This is a genomic window from Mucilaginibacter metallidurans, from assembly GCF_003286435.2.
Taxonomy (GTDB): domain Bacteria; phylum Bacteroidota; class Bacteroidia; order Sphingobacteriales; family Sphingobacteriaceae; genus Mucilaginibacter; species Mucilaginibacter gossypii.
Window position 1 is genome coordinate 5,515,336 of record NZ_CP043449.1, and the last position, 16,010, is coordinate 5,531,345.

The 16,010-nt window shown below is 43.3% G+C and carries 12 protein-coding genes and 1 pseudogene; 8 read left to right on the forward strand and 5 right to left on the reverse strand.

The window, feature by feature from the left end; translation table 11 throughout:
- Nucleotides 1–179 precede the first annotated feature (179 nt).
- The 7 genes and pseudogenes from accB to DIU38_RS23440 all read left to right on the forward strand — a co-directional run bounded on the left by accB (nucleotide 180) and on the right by DIU38_RS23440 (nucleotide 7,600).
- Nucleotides 180–653 carry an acetyl-CoA carboxylase biotin carboxyl carrier protein gene (gene accB / locus DIU38_RS23410; RefSeq protein ID WP_112651732.1) on the forward strand — a complete coding sequence of 158 codons (474 nt, stop codon included), beginning with the start codon at nucleotides 180–182 and terminating at the stop codon, nucleotides 651–653.
- 148 nt (nucleotides 654–801) lie between these two features.
- Nucleotides 802–2,136: an acetyl-CoA carboxylase biotin carboxylase subunit gene (gene accC, locus DIU38_RS23415; protein ID WP_091173015.1), complete on the forward strand. Its 1,335-nt coding sequence runs from the start codon at nucleotides 802–804 to the stop codon at nucleotides 2,134–2,136.
- A gap of 134 nt (nucleotides 2,137–2,270) precedes the next feature.
- A pseudogene (gene tatC / locus DIU38_RS34950) lies at nucleotides 2,271–3,079 on the forward strand (twin-arginine translocase subunit TatC).
- Nucleotides 3,080–3,250: 171 nt separating this feature from the next.
- Nucleotides 3,251–3,688 carry a ribose 5-phosphate isomerase B gene (gene rpiB / locus DIU38_RS23425; RefSeq protein WP_112651736.1) on the forward strand — a complete coding sequence of 146 codons (438 nt, stop codon included), beginning with the start codon at nucleotides 3,251–3,253 and terminating at the stop codon, nucleotides 3,686–3,688.
- Between the two features lie 109 nt (nucleotides 3,689–3,797).
- Nucleotides 3,798–5,366 (forward strand): M28 family peptidase, encoded by a 1,569-nt coding sequence (locus DIU38_RS23430; protein ID WP_112651738.1) that lies wholly within the window; start codon nucleotides 3,798–3,800, stop codon nucleotides 5,364–5,366.
- 322 nt (nucleotides 5,367–5,688) lie between these two features.
- Nucleotides 5,689–7,077 (forward strand): LutB/LldF family L-lactate oxidation iron-sulfur protein, encoded by a 1,389-nt coding sequence (locus DIU38_RS23435; RefSeq protein WP_112651740.1) that lies wholly within the window; start codon nucleotides 5,689–5,691, stop codon nucleotides 7,075–7,077.
- 4 nt (nucleotides 7,078–7,081) lie between these two features.
- A complete protein-coding gene (locus DIU38_RS23440) occupies nucleotides 7,082–7,600 on the forward strand; it encodes a dihydrofolate reductase family protein (protein ID WP_112651742.1) in 519 nt (172 codons plus the stop codon).
- An 83-nt stretch (nucleotides 7,601–7,683) separates the two neighbouring features.
- Here DIU38_RS23440 and DIU38_RS23445 read toward each other — a convergent pair whose 3' ends face one another.
- The 4 genes from DIU38_RS23445 to DIU38_RS23460 all read right to left on the reverse strand — a co-directional run bounded on the left by DIU38_RS23445 (nucleotide 7,684) and on the right by DIU38_RS23460 (nucleotide 10,825).
- Entirely contained in the window at nucleotides 7,684–8,244 is a 561-nt protein-coding gene (locus DIU38_RS23445) for a hypothetical protein (protein ID WP_112651744.1), read from the reverse strand.
- Between the two features lie 214 nt (nucleotides 8,245–8,458).
- Entirely contained in the window at nucleotides 8,459–9,382 is a 924-nt protein-coding gene (locus tag DIU38_RS23450; RefSeq protein ID WP_112651746.1) for an ROK family protein, read from the reverse strand.
- 61 nt (nucleotides 9,383–9,443) lie between these two features.
- The gene (gene gldD / locus DIU38_RS23455; RefSeq protein WP_112651802.1) at nucleotides 9,444–10,022 is read right to left on the reverse strand and encodes a gliding motility lipoprotein GldD; all 579 of its coding nucleotides are present in this window, start codon (nucleotides 10,020–10,022) and stop codon (nucleotides 9,444–9,446) included.
- Nucleotides 10,019–10,825, reverse strand: coding sequence for a shikimate dehydrogenase family protein (locus DIU38_RS23460; RefSeq protein ID WP_112651748.1), 807 nt, complete (start codon nucleotides 10,823–10,825; stop codon nucleotides 10,019–10,021). Before DIU38_RS23460 ends, gldD begins: the two co-directional genes overlap by 4 nt.
- Before the next feature lie 220 nt (nucleotides 10,826–11,045).
- Between DIU38_RS23460 and DIU38_RS23465 the strand changes: the two genes are divergently transcribed.
- Nucleotides 11,046–13,898 (forward strand): ATP-binding protein, encoded by a 2,853-nt coding sequence (locus tag DIU38_RS23465; RefSeq protein WP_112651750.1) that lies wholly within the window; start codon nucleotides 11,046–11,048, stop codon nucleotides 13,896–13,898.
- Between the two features lie 637 nt (nucleotides 13,899–14,535).
- On the opposite strand, the gene pyk is transcribed toward DIU38_RS23465, so the two are convergent.
- Entirely contained in the window at nucleotides 14,536–15,975 is a 1,440-nt protein-coding gene (gene pyk / locus DIU38_RS23470; protein WP_112651752.1) for a pyruvate kinase, read from the reverse strand.
- Nucleotides 15,976–16,010 lie beyond the last annotated feature (35 nt).

Sequence of the window (16,010 nt, forward strand, 5' to 3'; positions counted from 1 at the left end):
TGTAAAAAGTACATGTTATCTGCTTAAGGGAATAGAAAACAGACCGCTTAATTACGATAGCCGGTCATTTTAAAAGCTAATTAATCAACACATAACTTGCATATCTGCGCATTTGCATATCTGCACATTTGACTATAACTTAGATATAAACTTTGTCCAAAACCAATTAATCCTTCAACATGGATATTAAACAAATTCAGGACCTTATTCGCTTTGTTTCCAAATCGGGCGTGAACGAAGTATCAATCGAGCAAAAAGATTTTAAGATCACAATAAAAACCAACGAGGTGCAACCTACAGTGGTTCATGCCACTATTCCGGCAGTTACGCAACCTGTTACACAGGCATTACCAACTGCACCGGCTCCTGCGCCTGTTGAGCCTACTGCTCCTGCTGCTCCGGATACGTCGAAATACATTACCGTAAAATCACCAATGATCGGCACTTTTTACCGTTCATCAAGCCCGGATAAACCCCTGTTTGTTAATGTTGGCGACGAGATTAAACCAGGTAGCGTAGTATGTATCATTGAGGCTATGAAACTGTTCAATGAAATTGAATCTGAAGTTTCAGGCCGTATAGTAAAAGTACTTGTTGATAACGCTTCACCAGTTGAGTACGATCAACCACTGTTTTTAGTAGAACCAGTTTAATTGATGCACATATGTGCAGATTACAGATGTGCAGATGATATTTAATTCGTTTGCACATTTATAATTTACATATTTGCCCTTCAATCATTCATTAATATTTTTCATCTGCATATTTGCACATCTGTAATTTGCACATTCAAGAAAAACAATGTTTAAAAAAATATTAATAGCTAACCGTGGCGAAATCGCCCTTCGTATTATCCGCACCTGTAAGGAAATGGGTATTAAAACGGTTGCTGTATATTCAACTGCAGATCGCGACAGCCTTCACGTTCGTTTTGCCGACGAAGCTGTTTGTATCGGTCCGCCGCCAAGCCGCGATTCTTATTTAAATATTCCGAATATCATTTCGGCTGCCGAACTAACCAATGCAGATGCGATCCATCCGGGTTACGGTTTCCTGTCTGAAAATGCTAAATTTTCGGCCATTTGCGCTGAGTATGGTATCAAATTTATCGGTGCTACTGCCGAGCAGATCAACCAGATGGGTGATAAAGCTTCGGCCAAAGATACCATGAAAAAAGCTGGTGTGCCTATTGTTCCCGGATCTGATGGTCTGCTTGCCGATGTAAAATCGGGTATTGCCATCGCCAACAAAATAGGCTACCCTGTTATATTGAAAGCTACTGCCGGTGGTGGTGGCCGTGGTATGCGGATTGTTTGGAAAGACGAAGAATTTGAAAACGCCTGGGATTCGGCACGTGCCGAATCAGGTGCTGCCTTTGGTAACGACGGCTTATATCTTGAAAAATACGTTCAGGACCCGCGCCACATCGAAATTCAGGTTGTAGGCGATCAGTTTGGCAAAGTATGCCACCTGTCTGAGCGCGACTGCTCTATCCAGCGCCGTCACCAGAAACTGGTTGAGGAATCACCTTCCCCTTTCATGACCGAAAAACTCCGTAAAAAAATGGGTGAGGCAGCTATTAAAGGCGCCAAAGCTGTTAAATATGAAGGTGCCGGCACTGTAGAGTTTTTGGTTGATAAAGACCGCAACTTCTACTTTATGGAGATGAACACCCGCATCCAGGTAGAACACCCGGTTACCGAAGAAGTGATCAACTTCGACCTGATCAAAGAGCAAATTAAAGTAGCTGCAGGAATCCCTATTTCAGGTAAAAATTACGAGCCAACAATGCATGCCATTGAATGCCGTATCAATGCCGAAGATCCGTTTAACAGTTTCCGTCCGTCACCGGGTAAAATAACCAATTTTCACTCTCCGGGTGGCCATGGTGTACGTATTGATACACACGTGTATACAGGCTATGTTATCCCGCCAAACTACGATTCGATGATTGCAAAGGTAATTTGCGTGGCCCAAACCCGCGATGAAGCTTTAAGCACCATGGAGCGCGCCTTGAGCGAATTTGTGATAGAAGGCGTGAAAACTACAATTCCATTCCATTTAAAATTATTGAAGGATCCTAACTTCCGCGCTGGTAACTTTACCACCAAGTTTATGGATACATTTGAATTATAAAAATAAATTCAAACTATCTTCATACTATAAAACGTATTTAGCACTATAGCGTTGATACAGCGGTATATATTACAATGAGCGAAAACAAGATCATCAAGGCCATAAAGGATAAAGGTAAAACGTTAGAGGCAGAAATGTCGTTCTTTGATCACCTCGAAGCCTTGAGATGGCACCTCGTAAGAGCTTCGGTAGCAATTGTAATATTTACCGCTGTTGTTTTTTACTACTACGACTGGATCTTTGATACCATTATCATGGGGCCCAGCAAGTCAACCTTCTGGACTTACAGGATGCTTTGCAAAATTGGCGCCGCCCTGCACCGTGATGGTTTTTGTATTGACAAAGTAAACATCAAGCTCATTAATACAGAAATGGCGGCCAGTTTACCCTGCAAATCAACTCGGCATTAATTATCGGTATCACATTGGGTGTCCCATATCTGATATGGGAAATCTGGCGGTTTATCAAGCCGGCCCTGCATGACGCCGAGCGTAAAGCCGCTACCGGCTTTGTGTTTTATGCCTGTGTGCTTTTCTTTTTAGGGATCACTTTTGGTTACTTCGTGATCACACCGATGTCTATTAATTTCCTGTCGAGTTATACGGTGAGTGCGGCTATCCAAAATTTATTTGATATCGATTCTTATATCTCGTCAGTAGCTACCCTTACCCTGGCTACAGGCGTTGTTTTCCAATTGCCTATCATCGTGTATATATTGGCCAACCTGGGTGTCATGACACCTAAGTTCATGAAAGAAACCCGCCGTTATGCTATAGTGGTGATCCTGGTCATAGCCGCCGTGGTTACCCCAACTCCTGATATGCTCACTATGACAGTTGTTAGTATCCCGCTGTTTGTATTGTATGAGGTTAGTATTGTTGTAGCAGGCCTTGTTGAAAAACGTAAGATCAAAAAGGAACTTGATTTCGAAAAAGGCGAATAGTAAAATCGCTTTATTCTACAGTTAACAAGTAGTTTTTATTGGACTGTATAGAAAAAGTGAGATCTGCATATTTTTGACTGTAATAATCCCCCTTTTTGGTAAATACACCCCGGTTGGTTTATAACAAATTATTTACCTTTAAAAAGAGATAAAACGTTATACTTTTGATAAATGAAGCAAGGATTAAAAATAGCTATCGGTTCGGACCACGCCGGGTATGATTACAAAAAAATTTTAACAGAGACGCTGTCTTCTGTCGAAGTAAAAGATTTCGGTACCTATTCATCCGAATCGGTTGATTATCCCGATTTTGCCCACCCTGTAGCCAATGCCGTTGAAAGCGGTGAATACGACCTCGGAATCCTGATTTGCGGCGCCGCCAATGGCGTTGCGATAACTGCCAACAAACACCAGGGCATTCGTGCTGCCATTTGCTGGAAAGAAGAAATAGCAGTACTGGCCCGTAGCCATAACAACGCCAACATAGTTTGCGTACCTGCCCGCTTTGTTACCCCCGAAGAAGCGAAGGCTATAGTAACTACATTTTTAAATACTGAATTTGAAGGCGGCAGGCATGCTAACCGTGTGGAAAAGATAGCCTGTGCTTAAGCCGGCGATTGGAGGTTAGAGATCAGAGATTAGTTGGTTTTGTTCCGACTGATGGCTATGATCTATTAACCATGATCCATCAACTAACAACGAACTATTAACTAAAAGAATGAATAAATTACCACTATTGCTCATCGCGCTGGCTTCGGCAACGACAGCCTGTGCCCAGCAGAATGCCACGGCAATGAAATATGCCGGGCTGATAACAGCTGAAGATGCGAAAAAGCACCTGAGCATCCTGGCTTCGGATGCCTTTGAAGGCCGCGAAACGGGCAAACCAGGCGCTGAAAAGGCCGCTAACTATATAGCCGGCGAGTTTAAAAAATTAGGGCTTCAGGCTCCTGTTAACGGATCGTACTTTTTTGCTGTTCCTCTTACCGAAAATGCGTTAAAAGTAACAGCATTCACCGTTAACGGCAAGTTATTTGAGTATGGTACCGATTTTTATTTAGGAGGTGCGTTCCCTGATAAAAGTACATCTGTAAGTGATATCGTTTTTGTTGGCTACGGTACCGATGCCGAAATAGGCAGCACTGATCTGGCGGGTAAAATTATACTTTGGATCAACGAAGATAAACCCGAAGCAGGAGCAACACCAAATACCAGCTATCGCATGAGCAATGCGCGTATGAAGGTTGTAAAAAACTTACAAAGCAAAAATCCCGCTATCATATTAGCTGCTAACCCGGGTATTGCAGCTGCACTGGCCCGCTTTGGAAAAAGCGTAACAAGTCCGCGGTTAACCATTAAAGACGAAGCAGGCAAACCGGCAAACACCAATGCCCCTGTATTTAATATCACGGCTGCATTAGCTGACGAACTGGTAAAACCAACCGGTAAAACTTATGCTGATCTTAAATCTGCTTCTGCAGCAGCAGTTACCCCTGCTACTGTTATAAAAGATAATGTAGTTATAAACTACGCAACTACTAAAAAAGATGTAAAAGCAGTTGACGTATTAGGTTACATGCCTGGTACCGATTTAAAAGATGAAGTATTGGTCTTTTCTGCACATTATGACCACATCGGTTTAAACCCTGATGAAAAAGCAAAAGATAAAGTGAACAACGGCGCCGACGATGATGGCTCGGGTACTACCGGCATTTTGGAAATTGCCCGCGCTTTTGCTAAAGCTAAAAAAGACGGTCACGGCCCCCGTCGCAGCATCCTGTTTTTAGGTAACGTTGGCGAAGAAAAAGGTTTATTGGGCTCAGAGTATTATTCAGATCATCCTGTATTCCCACTGGCTAATACCATTACCGATTTAAACATTGATATGATTGGCCGCGTTGGTGAAGAATATATCGGCAAACCCGATTCTGCAAATTATGTCTACCCCATCGGTTCGGCCATGCTGAGCAAGGAATTGCATGAAATTGGTGAAAATGCCAATAACACTTACACCAAGTTAAAGCTTGATTACAAGTATGACGATCCAAATGATCCAAACAGGTTTTACTACCGCAGCGATCATTATAATTTTGCAAAACACGGCGTACCAATCATCTTCTACTTCAACGGTGTACACGCTGATTACCACCAACCGGGTGATGAAGTAAGCAAGATCAATTTCCCGCTGCTGGCCAAGCGTGCTCAACTGGTATTTTACACCGGATGGGAACTTGCTAACCGCGATAAACGCCCTGTAGTGGACGCAGCTGCTGCCGGAGGGGAATAGTGAGTGATTGATTGGGAGAGTGGTTCTCTCATTAAAATAAAACACAAGAGGCGCAGAATATGCGCCTTTTATGTTTTATAAATAACTGCCGCGGGTTTAGCGCCGCGTAACCCGTGGGTTGTATCGGTTAAGTTTTCAACTTAACCACTGAAGCTGAAAGCTTCAATTATTTAGAACCACGGGTTACGCTGCGCTAAACCCACGGCAATGAGAAGCTTTTAAAACCTTCTAACATGTTATCTGTTCAAAAACAACCACTCACATAATCAACTTAATCAACCACTCACCCAAAAAATAAAACAAAAATCCTACTTTCGCATATATGGGAGCAACCGCTGAAGAATTTTTGGTAAAATCGGAGGAGAAGGCTTTTGATGCTGATCACCGTCGTATTATCAATTTCAATATTGACCGGTATAACACGGCGGTATCGCGGGGACTGTCGCGCATCATCAATTTAGATAATGCCAAGAAAAAAGGCCACGTACTTAAGTGGAAGGTGATGGAAAACCTTGATAAATTCCTCCCGGAGTTTGAGGCCAATTTTCAGAAACGAGGTGGCAAGGTGATTTGGGCTAACGACGTAGAAGAGGCCCAGCGTGAGATCCTGAACATCATCAAAAAAGCCAACGCCAAAACTGTGGTGAAATCCAAATCGATGGTTACGGAAGAAATTCACCTGAACGAGTTTTTAGAGAGCAATCAAATAGAATCGCTTGAAACCGACCTGGGTGAATATATAGTGCAGCTGCTGGGCCAAAAGCCATATCATATTGTTACCCCGGCTATGCACCTCAGCAAGGAGGATATCGCGAAGCTTTTCCACGAAAAATTTGGCACCCCCATTGATGCAACGCCCGAACAAATTACCCTGAAAGCCCGCGAGTTGCTTCGTGAAAAATATGTACAGGCCGATGTAGGTATCACCGGTGCCAATTTCTTATTAGCGGATACAGGCAGCATCGCCATCAGCGAAAATGAAGGCAACGCACGCCTTTGTACTACATTCCCTAAAATCCATATTGCCATTGTGGGGATCGAGAAGATCATCCCTTCCATTACCGATCTGGACTTGTTTTGGCCAATGCTGTCCACACATGGCACCGGGCAAAATCTTACTGTTTACAATACTATATTAAGTGGCCCGCGCCGGCCGGATGAAACCGACGGCCCTGAGGAAATGTACGTAGTGCTGCTGGATAATGGCCGCACCAACCTGCTGGCAAAAAAAGACCAGCGCCAGGGCCTTTACTGCATCCGTTGCGGGGCTTGCCTTAACGGTTGTCCCATTTATAAAAACATTGGAGGCCACACTTATGCCACCACTTACAGTGGCCCGATAGGCTCTATTATTACCCCGCATACGCAGGGGATGGAAAATTTTAAACACTTGAGCTATGCTTCAAGCCTGTGTGGTAAATGTACCGAGGTTTGCCCGGTTAAGATCGACATCCATAAAATGTTGCTCCTTAACCGCCGCGATGCGGTGAACGAAAACCTGGTTACCAATAAAGAACGCTGGGGCTGGGCTATCTGGAAAAAAGGAATGCTTAAACGCAAACTTACCGATTTTTTTGGCGGCGGCATGAAAAACTTCCTGCTTAAAACCTTCTTTAAACGTACCTGGGGCCATTTACGCGAGATGCCGCATGTAGCTGATAAATCATTTAGCAAGCAATGGCAGGAAATGAACAACACACCCGAAGAATAATGCTATGCGTAAAATAATCTTAAACGTCGCCGTTAGTCTCGACAGCTATATTGAGGGCCCTAATGGTGAGTACGACTGGTGCTTTGACGACCAGGATTATGGCCTTACCGACTTTTTTAAAGCCTGTGATGCCATCTTCATCGGGCGCAAAAGCTATGAGCTGATCATGCGTACCGATCCAGAAATGTTTGCCGACATGAAAATTTATGTGTTTTCAGATACACTTCATGACCCGCAAGCTGATAATGTTAAAATACTGAGGTCTGCTGATTTTAAAAGCAGGATCGAAGAAATCAGGAGCCAGGAAGGACGCGATATCTGGTTGTTTGGCGGGGCAGAACTTGTTGAAGCGTTTATCAAAAAAAATCTAATCTCCGAATTATTACTATCAGTACACCCGGTAATTTTAGGTAGTGGAAAACCTCTTTTTACAAATATAAAAGAACGCATTAACCTGGTATTGCTTGGTGCCGAGCAATTTTCAAGCGGACTTATTCAACTCAGGTATATCATCAAACCGTAGTTCAATCTGTAATTACTTGATGCCATTGTAGTCTTGAAAGCCTAAAGTTAAAGGCCTATATGCCCGTTCTGCGTTTAGGTGCCCTATCCCACTTCAATAACCACAAAATCCTTTTGCATCCGTTTCACCTGCTCGGCCATGCGTTTAATAAACAGGTAATTTGCCGTACCGCCAATAACCGCGCCAACAACCGGAACCAGGCGTTCGGCAGTGCGGGTGCCTAATATCATCAGCATCCTTTCGGCAATGCCTTCCATCATGGATTTGGTGATAGCCACGCCGGCTTCCACCCTTACTGATGTTGCCACTAATGACATAAAATCGTCGAATCCATTATCATATGTGCCCCGGTAATAATACATAATGCCCATAATAGCCCTAAACTGCTGGGTGATCAAATTCATGAAATCAAATGGGATCCCCGCTACGAGGGTAAACATCCCCCCGCTGCCGGCCATAGCCCCCGAGCCTGCTGCAAGACAAGCGCACTGGTTAATAAAACCTTCGAGACCGAGTTTATCAACGCCGTTTTTTATTTTAAGTTGATCGATGCCTTCAAATATTTTCCTAAACCCCATATGGGCAAGGCTTTCGGTATGCAACCGGATATCATTACCTATTTTATTGAATTTGATAAGTTTCATTGTTTATTAATTAATGGCAGTTATTAAGCTGCTGTATTATTAACAACAGATCCATCTGCGTGTTTGTAAATTTGGCGGAAACAGAACAATAAGTTTTAGGGGGATAGCTAAACCATATTTTCATCCTGGTCGGGATGGTTACTATAGAGGCAAGCTTATTCAGGTGGAATGATTTTCTGAAATTGCGAGAAACTAACCTTGAAGGGTAATTAATTTAACCTATATGTTTCCTTAAGTTTTCAATTGCCCCAACGGGTACTGCCAGTTCGCCTAATTCGGCTATTACAACCTCGGGGCCGGGTAAAAACAGTGCCATGGTATTAGCCCGGATGGCGTTTTGTACCCGAACGCGCAAAGGCTCACCCAATAAGGATAAGCCTCCGCCTAACACTATAATATCCGGATGAAAGAGATGAACAGCATGTGATAAGCCGAAGCCCAGGTCGGCAGCGGTATCATTCAATACTTTCAGCGCATCTGCATCTCCCTGTTCCAAAGCAGTTAGTAACATTTTGGCCTCGCCTCCATTTACATCCGCACAAAGTTGGGCCAGTTTACCATCAGGCTTTTGAGCGATTACTGTACGGATCTTTTTGTCAACCGCCCAGCCCGAGCAGCTATCTTCAAGCGTAAGGCCTTCGCGGTTAAGGCGAATGTGCCCTATCTCAGCTTCTCCGGGTTTTGTCCCGTGATAAATTTGGCCATTAATGACCATTCCGGCACCTACACCACTGCCAAGAGTTACATAAAATACATGTTCATAGTTACGCCCGGCCCCTTTTAATGCCTCGCCAAGGGCAGCTGCATTAGCATCATTCTCCAAAATAACCGGTACATTAACCTGCTGTTGCAACCAACCCGAAATGTTAAATCCGTCCCATCCGCTTAACTGGTGCGACTTAGCAATGCAGCCCGCCTCCCTGTCAACCGGTCCGCCAAAACCGATGCTTATGCCTTTAATGATATACTCTTTTGAAATATTGGTGATGGTTTGGGCGATATGCTCCCTGATCCCTGCGGCAGCCAACACTCTGTCTACCGCAAAACGAAATGTCCTGTTGATAATAAAACTATCATCGGCCAAAACTATTTGCAGTTTGGTTCCGCCTATTTCAATACCTATATAGCAATTTTGCATGATTAAAATATCCAGCTCTTGAAGTCTTGCTTCTATTATCTTGTTGTCTTGATTCTGGCTTCTACTTCCACTTAAAACTTTTGATCATCACCGCCATGTCCTGCTTTATAAAACTAAGCACAGGTTGTATGGAGTCGAGCCGGGGTTCGGTGTTAAAATATAGCGCTCCCCGTATATAATTATGCACACTATCTGTAAGGAAAAACTGCGCTGATGAAGCGGCATTGCCGTCTATGGTATAATAAATGCCATAAACTTTTTTATCGGCATAATGGATGATGCCTTCGTCAATGGATGTGGCTTTTACGGTATGCTTAAAGGCGAAGGTGCGGGCATCCTCCACCAGTTGGTTAAACTCTTTTTTTGAGGTGATGGGCTGATAGCTTAAATGCAGCGTGGCATTAAACCGCGGGAACTGCATGTTTATCCAGCAAGGTTTGGCACCTCGCTTTTTATCCGGTTCTATAAAGGCGTACTTGGGATATGTAAAAGCATACGGGCAACCAGCAGCATAATCCTGGTATTCTTTTTTTGGGAACGGAATGCGATAGTAGCCGCGGGGCTTGGGCGCGTAATCATGATTGCCGCCGCATGCAGCCAAAAACAGTAGCGCCGCTGCCAGTAAACTTACATACTTCATGGATGTTTCTCCTTTGAGTTCCAGATCTCCCATGATTTTTCGGCCTGCAAAACCAGCATTTCATAGCCATTTTTGGTTACCGCGCCGCGCTCGCGGCCGTGTTTTAAAAACAGGGTTTCTTCGGGATTATAGATCAGGTCGTACAAAATATGATTTTCGCCAATAAAATCATAAGGTATAGGCGGGCATTCATCAATATTAGGATGGGTACCCAAAGGAGTTGTATTGATGATAAGTTTGTGCTGTAAGATATGGTGTGGCTGAAGATCTTCAAACAGAATATTATCCGCATGGTGTGTTGGCTTGCGGGTAACAACTTTATAGGTGATACCTAAATTTTCCAGTACACATTTTACTGCTTTTGCGGCACCTCCATCGCCCAAAACCAGGGCGTCATCATTGCCATCGCCAATTAAAGGCTTTAATGATTCCTCAAACCCATAAATATCAGTATTATAGCCTTCCAGTCTGAAATCATGGTCTTTAACCCCTATCTCGCCCGAAAATGCGGCTTCAATCGGGCTTTCAGCAGTTACCCTGATACAGTTTACAGCGCCGGCTGTACGGGCGTCATGCTCTATCCAATCTAAAAAAGGCAGCACGTTTATTTTATGAGGAATGGTTACATTAAGACCGCAAATATCCGGATGCTCATCAAGCAGGTCCTGCAGGTCCTTGATATGCTCAATAGGGTAAAGATCATAGCGTGCATCTGTAATCCCTTCGTTTTTGAACTTTTCGGTAAAAAACTTTTTTGAAAATGAATGAGAGAGCGGAAAACCAATTAGCCCGTAGTGTTTCATGGTCAATTTTATAACGATATCAACTGCTAAAGTAATCAATTATAGCTTAAGCTGGCATAGCTTTAATGGTGTAATATTAACAGCAAAACTGGCAGTTTTAACTATTGATTTAAAACGGGTAAGCTGAAAAAACCTTGGATAAAAATTGTTTATAAGGAGATTTATTTCAAATTAAGGTAATTCCGGGCGCCGATAAAATTGTAATTTGGGCTTCAATATCATGACCCCTATTACAATTTACCCTATTCGTCTTTTCCGAAGGATCATCCCTTTTTGTGTTATCATTTTATGCAGCTTTGCTGCACTGGCTCAAAGTCCATCCCGTCCCGCTAAAGAACCTGTATTAAAAATGCTCCGCAGCATGAAAAGTCCGGATTCGGCAGCTGTGCTTGCAAAAAAGCTGATCGATTCGGCCAGGAAAAACAACAATAAGCCATTTGAAGCGCGGGTATGGCTGGCCCGGGCTTACCAGGCTTATGGCATAGGTAATGAACATGATGCTTTAACGTTTGGGCAAGAAGCTACCAAATTGACAACCACGGCCGATTCACTTACTTATGAAAAAGCACCAATAATGGTAGCCTACATGCTCAGCCGCGAGGCCAAAACGGTTGAAGCCTTAAATGTTGCCTTTAAAATACTGAAAGAGTGCGATAATCAGGGATGGAAAAGCTTGAGTATAGACTGTCGGGCTTGTATTGCCGATATTTATCGATCTATAGGTAACCCTAAACAAGCCCTGCCTTATGCTGAGCAAGCTTCAAAAGATGCATTGAGCATAAAAGATACAGCTTCTTATATTTTTGCGCTGAGTAACCTATCCAACATCCTTTCCGAACGGAGTATATCGTCGCCGGGTAACCTGGTAAAAGCTACCCGACTAATGGAACAGGTACTTGATAAAAAGTATGCTCATTTTCTTTCAGATTTTAGCATAGCCCGTTACCAGGGCAATCTGGGCCGGCTTTACCTCATGACCAACCAGGATAAAAAGGCAGAGGAGATCCTGATGAAATCGCTGGAATTATCCCGCAAAGGCGAGTTCAAAACTCTCGAAAAGCATAACCTTAACGAACTTATGACCATGTATGTTGATCATAAGGAGTTTAAAAAGGCCGCGCGATACGGGGAAATGGCGGTTAGTATCCAACCCGAATCACAAAGTAACATCACCGTACAAAAAAACATATATAATCATTTAACCGATGCATATGAAGGTATTGGTGATTATAAAAACGCTTTTAAGTATAGTTATCTGTACCGGCGGCTTAATGACAGCATCAATCAGCTCGATAAAGCGAGGGATGCTTCCGAACTGGATAAAAAATACCAGGCGGATAAACGGTTATTAATAGCCGCCGGTGAAACTAAGCTGGTGGAGGTACAACGGAATTTTTTAATTGTGCTTGCGCTGTTTATAGTAATGGCCTCCATTATCAGTTATCGTTGGTTTATTCTTAAAAAGAAAAGAGAGACGGCTTTGCTGGCCGAAGAACATAGTCAACTGGAAAAAATGGATGCTATGAAAACACGCTTTTTTGCAAACGTAAGTCATGAATTACGCACCCCATTAACACTCATCATGGGGCCGGCGGTTCAGCTCCTGGCTTTTACTAATTATGAAGATGAGCAGCGTAACATGCTGCATTCGATATTACGCAATAGCAAAAAGCTACTGAATATGACCAACGAATTGCTTGATCTTGGCAAGTTGGAAGCAGGGAAATTAGCATTACAACCCCAGCCCGTTGCATTATTATCATTTGTGAAGATACTATACCAGGGTTTTGTATCGGCCGCTGAATATAAACAAATCGATTACAGATTGCTCAACTCCATTAATCCGGCACTTTTTGTTTTGCTCGATCAGGAAAAGTTTGACAAAATAGCTAATAACCTCATCAGTAACGCCATTAAGTTTACGCCTCATGCAGGTACTATAACCATTACTGCTGATATTAAGCTGGAAATGATTGAGTTTGGAGTAGCCAATACTGGTGTGGGGATTCATCCGGATGATCTGCCCAATATTTTTGACCGTTATTACCAGGGCAGGGGTAATAACGCGCCCTTAGAAAGCGGCACAGGCATAGGCCTTGCTATAGCGCGTGAACTTACAGAACTGATGGGCGGGCAGATTACAGTTGATAATAATTGGGGAAAGGGTGTGTTTTTTAAGATAGTTATCCCGCTTAAGGCAACTGAAAAGCCGGCAACTGAAGTGTCCGGAACAGAAGCCTTAATTGTTTCGCATAGTAAAACCGTGGGGAAAGACACTAACGGGGAACTTATTATGCTGGTTGAAGACCATCATGAAATGGCTGCTTATATTGCAAATATTTTACGGCCACAATATCGACTCATCACTGCCGGCAATGGCCGCGCAGCACTGCAAAAACTGCAGGATATGCCGGTAATGCCCAGCCTGATCATATCAGATGTAATGATGCCCGAAATGGATGGCTTTACCCTGCTTGAAACCCTGAAGCAAAGCCCGGCTTACTGCAACATCCCGGTGATCATGCTCACCGCACTGGCCAATACGCGGCATAAGCTTAAAGCGCTTCATATTGGTGTTGATGATTATCTCACCAAACCATTTTTAAGCAGCGAATTGCTTGCACGCGCTGTCAATCTTATTAATAACGCCGCCGCCCGCTCCGGGGCTACCATTCCTGATGATGAGCTGATTACAGGAACCAATGGTCAGCAGATTGAACAACCGGCAGAAAACCCGGACTTGAAACTTTCGCCTGCCGATTTATCCTGGCTCGAGGAATTGGAAGCCCAGGTACGAAAACATACCGGCAAAACCGATCTTACCCTTGCCGCACTGAGCTATGAACTGGCGATCAGTGAGCGGCAATTGTTTCGCCGCATAAAATCAATTACCGGACTTACGCCTAATAAATACATCCGCGCCATTAAATTGCAAATAGCACGCGAAGCGATCGAAAGCGGAAAGTACCGCACAATTGCCGAAGTATCATATGCCGCGGGGTTTGATACACCTGCATACTTTGGCAAATTGTTTAAGGAACATTATGGCCGCGACGTTAACGAGCTACTTTAAACAATCCGGCCGCTTATCATTGTCTTTTTAATTATCAGAAACCTTTAACTGACAGGAGGCTTTTTAAGCAAATGGCGGTTTTATAAAGCTAAATGGCAGTTTTATTATATCGCTTTTAGGCAGCTTTGTGAGATACAATCACCCCCAATATAATGACTGTGACTTTTAATGAGGATAATCTCCGTACCCTTAACAGCCAAACCGATACAATACCAACTATCGGCAAAGCGCCTGATGCAATATGTCCGAGATGCAAAAACAAATTTTGCGACCGGATCAAAAGAGGTGCTATTGTTAAACTGTTGCTTCCCCGGCTTGCAGTAAAACGCTATCGCTGCAGCAGGTGCTCAAACAGGTTTTATAAACGCGGATAAATTTATTTAAGCATCTACCTTTTATTTTTTAGGATAGCAAGAGAAATCAGCTTTTCAACTTAAACCTGAATTATGCCTGATTTTAATTGTGCTTTGCCGGTTTACTTTCGGGTAGCCGGCATTGTTTTTTAAGAAGGGACCTCATCTTATATCCTACAAGGCGGAATACGCTATTCCATTGATGCCTGCATATCCCACCAACAAAAAAGCCCGCCAGTTATCCCGGCGAGCCTTCTTCATTAAAAGTAAGATTTTAAATAGCCTTATTCCACAACGCTTAATTTAAGCGTATTGGTTTTACCCTGTTTAATTATGGGGGTAGAAGCAGTATTAACAACTACGTCGCCCGTTTTAATCAAGCCTTCGGCTTTAAGAGTGTCATTAACATCGGCAATGGTTTGATCAGTGCTTTCCAGCTGATCATAATAATAGGCCCTCACACCCCAAACAAGGCTAAGCGCATTCAATAGCTGCTTGTTTGATGTAAATATATAGGTACTGGCTTTAGGCCTGTGGCTTGATATTTCAAATGCGGTATAACCTGAAGTTGTCATGGAAACGATACCTACCGCATTACTTTGCTCAGCAATATGTACGGCAGATTCGCAAAGTGCATTGATCAGGAAATCAGGAGAAGAAGGGTCTTTAACTGTTGCTTGCTTTGGAGCGTTAAACGGATAGCCTAATTCTTCAACATTGCGTACAATTTTGGCCATAGTTTCAATAACAATAACCGGGAACTCACCAACAGATGTTTCGCCGCTTAACATAACCGCATCGGCACCATCAAGTACAGAGTTGGCAACGTCATTTACTTCGGCACGGGTAGGGCGAGGTGTGGTGATCATTGATTCCAGCATCTGGGTAGCTACGATAACCGGTTTTGAAGCAGCGCGGCATTTACGGGCAATCATTTTTTGCAGTAACGGCACTTCTTCAAGCGGCATTTCAACACCAAGGTCACCACGCGCAACCATTACACCATCTGTAGCAGCAATAATGGCATCAATATTTTCAATAGCTTCCGGCTTTTCAACTTTGGCAATTACCTTAGCCGCCGAACCGTTGCGTGCTATAATACGTTTCAAGTCAATGATATCCTCGCCTGTGCGAACAAAAGAAAGACCGATCCATTCAACATCCTGTTTAAGGGCAAATTCAAGGTTGATCAAATCTTCTTCTGTTAAGCTTGGGATAGACACTTTGGTGTTAGGCAGGTTAACCCCCTTACGTGACGTTAAGATACCGCCGTGAACAACCTCACATATAACTGTATCAATTTTGTTGGTTTCAATAACCCTTAACTGCAGTTTGCCGTCATCAAGCAAAATAATCTCGTTTGCCTGTACGTCCTGTGGGAAGGTATCATAAGTAATATAGATCTGCTCATCGTTACCAATGCACTCGTGAGTGGTAATTTTAATGTGCGTTCCGTTAACTAAATGAATACCGCCGTCCTTTACCAGTCCGATGCGGATCTTTGGGCCCTGTAAATCGGCCAGGATACCTACATTGGTTTTGTATTGCTCGTTAATTTCACGGATAAGATCGATCACTACCTTATGATCTTCAGGCTTACCGTGCGAAAAATTAAGACGGCAAACGTTAACACCTGCCTTGATCATCGCTAATAAAACATCCTTTTTAGCTGATGCCGGCCCCATGGTGGCAACAATTTTTGTACGATTATAGTATAGTTCCATATTATTCGGGTTAAAACTGGAGGGTATTTAATGAT

What these genes read in the sequence shown, in the direction of transcription:
- gldD (WP_112651802.1), bottom strand. Translation starts at nt 10,022, where the DNA reads ATGAAGTATGTAAGTTTACTGGCAGCGGCGCTACTGTTTTTGGCTGCA.
- accB (WP_112651732.1), top strand. Translation starts at nt 180, where the DNA reads ATGGATATTAAACAAATTCAGGACCTTATTCGCTTTGTTTCCAAATCG.
- DIU38_RS23435 (WP_112651740.1), top strand. Translation starts at nt 5,689, where the DNA reads ATGGGAGCAACCGCTGAAGAATTTTTGGTAAAATCGGAGGAGAAGGCT.
- DIU38_RS23465 (WP_112651750.1), top strand. Translation starts at nt 11,046, where the DNA reads ATGACCCCTATTACAATTTACCCTATTCGTCTTTTCCGAAGGATCATC.
- DIU38_RS23440 (WP_112651742.1), top strand. Translation starts at nt 7,082, where the DNA reads ATGCGTAAAATAATCTTAAACGTCGCCGTTAGTCTCGACAGCTATATT.
- DIU38_RS23430 (WP_112651738.1), top strand. Translation starts at nt 3,798, where the DNA reads ATGAATAAATTACCACTATTGCTCATCGCGCTGGCTTCGGCAACGACA.
- DIU38_RS23460 (WP_112651748.1), bottom strand. Translation starts at nt 10,825, where the DNA reads ATGAAACACTACGGGCTAATTGGTTTTCCGCTCTCTCATTCATTTTCA.
- pyk (WP_112651752.1), bottom strand. Translation starts at nt 15,975, where the DNA reads ATGGAACTATACTATAATCGTACAAAAATTGTTGCCACCATGGGGCCG.
- accC (WP_091173015.1), top strand. Translation starts at nt 802, where the DNA reads ATGTTTAAAAAAATATTAATAGCTAACCGTGGCGAAATCGCCCTTCGT.
- DIU38_RS23450 (WP_112651746.1), bottom strand. Translation starts at nt 9,382, where the DNA reads ATGCAAAATTGCTATATAGGTATTGAAATAGGCGGAACCAAACTGCAA.
- DIU38_RS23445 (WP_112651744.1), bottom strand. Translation starts at nt 8,244, where the DNA reads ATGAAACTTATCAAATTCAATAAAATAGGTAATGATATCCGGTTGCAT.
- rpiB (WP_112651736.1), top strand. Translation starts at nt 3,251, where the DNA reads ATGAAGCAAGGATTAAAAATAGCTATCGGTTCGGACCACGCCGGGTAT.